The sequence below is a fragment of the Providencia sp. CIM-Carb-044 genome, from assembly GCF_033901115.1.
GTDB lineage: Bacteria > Pseudomonadota > Gammaproteobacteria > Enterobacterales > Enterobacteriaceae > Providencia > Providencia hangzhouensis.
In genome coordinates, this window is the sequence record NZ_JAXADV010000054.1 from 1 (window position 1) to 1,759 (window position 1,759).

Annotated in this window: 2 protein-coding genes; both read left to right on the forward strand. The window is 43.7% G+C overall.

The window, feature by feature from the left end; translation table 11 throughout:
* On the forward strand, nucleotides 1–385 hold a 385-nt coding region (locus tag SJ312_RS23205), incomplete at its 5' end, for a hypothetical protein (RefSeq protein ID WP_319868410.1).
* Entirely contained in the window at nucleotides 385–840 is a 456-nt protein-coding gene (locus tag SJ312_RS23210) for a hypothetical protein (protein ID WP_319868411.1), read from the forward strand. The genes SJ312_RS23205 and SJ312_RS23210, both read left to right, overlap by 1 nt.
* Nucleotides 841–1,759: the final 919 nt, after the last annotated feature.

The window sequence follows — 1,759 nt, forward strand, 5'->3', positions numbered from 1 at the left end:
TGTAACTCGGCACATTCAAGCCTTAACCCCCAACTGGTTAAATTTTAGGGGGGTGACAACTATCCTGCCAGAGGGGGCTCCTTCCGCCCCTTTGGGGGCGGTTTTTTATTACAGGGTTCAATCAAACATGAATCAACTACATGATACTAAAGAACTTCTTTCTATACTCGCCAACCAGTCCAATAGAGTAATCCCCGCATGGATGGCAAAGGATGCAGCTTGCAAAGTAGATGCGGGGGATATGTCACGCGCTGAACTGATAATAAAAACACTAAAACAAAATGAAATGCACCCCGCATTATCTAAGTTAGTTGCAGCTGCTGAAAACGAGATAAAGAAAATAGACACAACCGCTCAAAAACAATCTACTGGAGTTCGCATCTAATGAAAAAAATACTATTTTTATTTATGTCTGTTTTGTGTGGCTGTGGTCAACAAGCCGAGAGCAGCCGAATAAACGAGCTGGCTTCAAAGGAAAAAACATTTCTCCTTTCTCAAGCTATTGGAAACAACTGGGACAGGGTGTTTATATTTTCTCCCTATTCATCCATTAGTCTGGTTTGCGAAAAAACACTACCCAAATGGACTCAATGCAACGATAAATTTCCTCACGACACATTTAATCGCGGGCATTTAACAGAGGGGGATTATTATCTGGTACTCGAAAAAGATGGTGTTGTAACTAATGATTTTACACACAACCGTTCCGCCCATTCATTTCAAGCAGCGAAAAACCCGCTGATAATTACTAAGGAGCACGACGAAGTGTTAGTTAATAAAGACGGCGTTATTGTTTTTCAATCATCAGACGGTGGCAGCAATGTATATACCAAGCAATAAAAAGATATGGATTGACTTAATAAATGACAGATATACACAGACATTCAAGTTTTGGACTCCAGCCGTTATTGCGTTCATTATTCCTTATTTGTTGGTCGCTCTCAATATTGAGCATTCACCGCTGTCACAATCAATTTCAGAATTGTTCTCGTCTTTAATACCAGCAGCTAAAGGATGGGGTGAGGATTCTATGCACCCCCACGCAATCCCAATTCTTTTATTTCTTTGCTGGATGATTATTCCTGCTTATACATTTCTTTTTTCAAAAAACCCTGAATACGAAAGGAAAATGGTTTTGAAATGGTTGTCCTACGGAAAGATGAGACACTGCATCCCTCTTCTTAATGTTATTGTCGTATCGTTTTTCATATTGTTGTTTTTCTTTTTCAATCCTCCACAAAACCAATATCTGAAAAACTCAATTCCACTCATATTTATATACGGGTTATGCTCTTGTTTTGCCATTTCAAGCTGTCTTAGTTTGTTCTATTTTTGGCTAAGAAATTTTAGAAAAATTCATCTGTAAACCAGCTGCAGCTGGCGCACCTGGTCACAGGGGTAACAAACTCCCCACTCCTGGCGTTCCTGGTGCTCGATGGCCACGGCCCAAGCCGTGCGATTTGTTCCCGCTCCGGAGCAGATCTGCAGGCCTCGCCAGCGGCTGCCGGCGCACCTGGTCACAGGGGTAACAAACTCCCCACTCCTGGCGTTCCTGGTGCTCGATGGCCACGGCCCAAGCCGTGCGATTTGTTCCCGCTCCGGAGCAGATCTGCAGGCCTCGCCAGCGGCTGCCGGCGCACCTGGTCACAGGGCACTGTTGCAAAGTTAGCGATGAGGCAGCCTTTTGTCTTATTCAAAGGCCTTACATTTCAAAAACTCTGCTTACCAGGCGCATTTCGCCCAGGGGATCACCATAATA

Bases quoted from the DNA above. Each gene is read 5' to 3' on its own strand.
- SJ312_RS23210 (WP_319868411.1), top strand. From the start codon at position 385: ATGAAAAAAATACTATTTTTATTTATGTCTGTTTTGTGTGGCTGTGGT.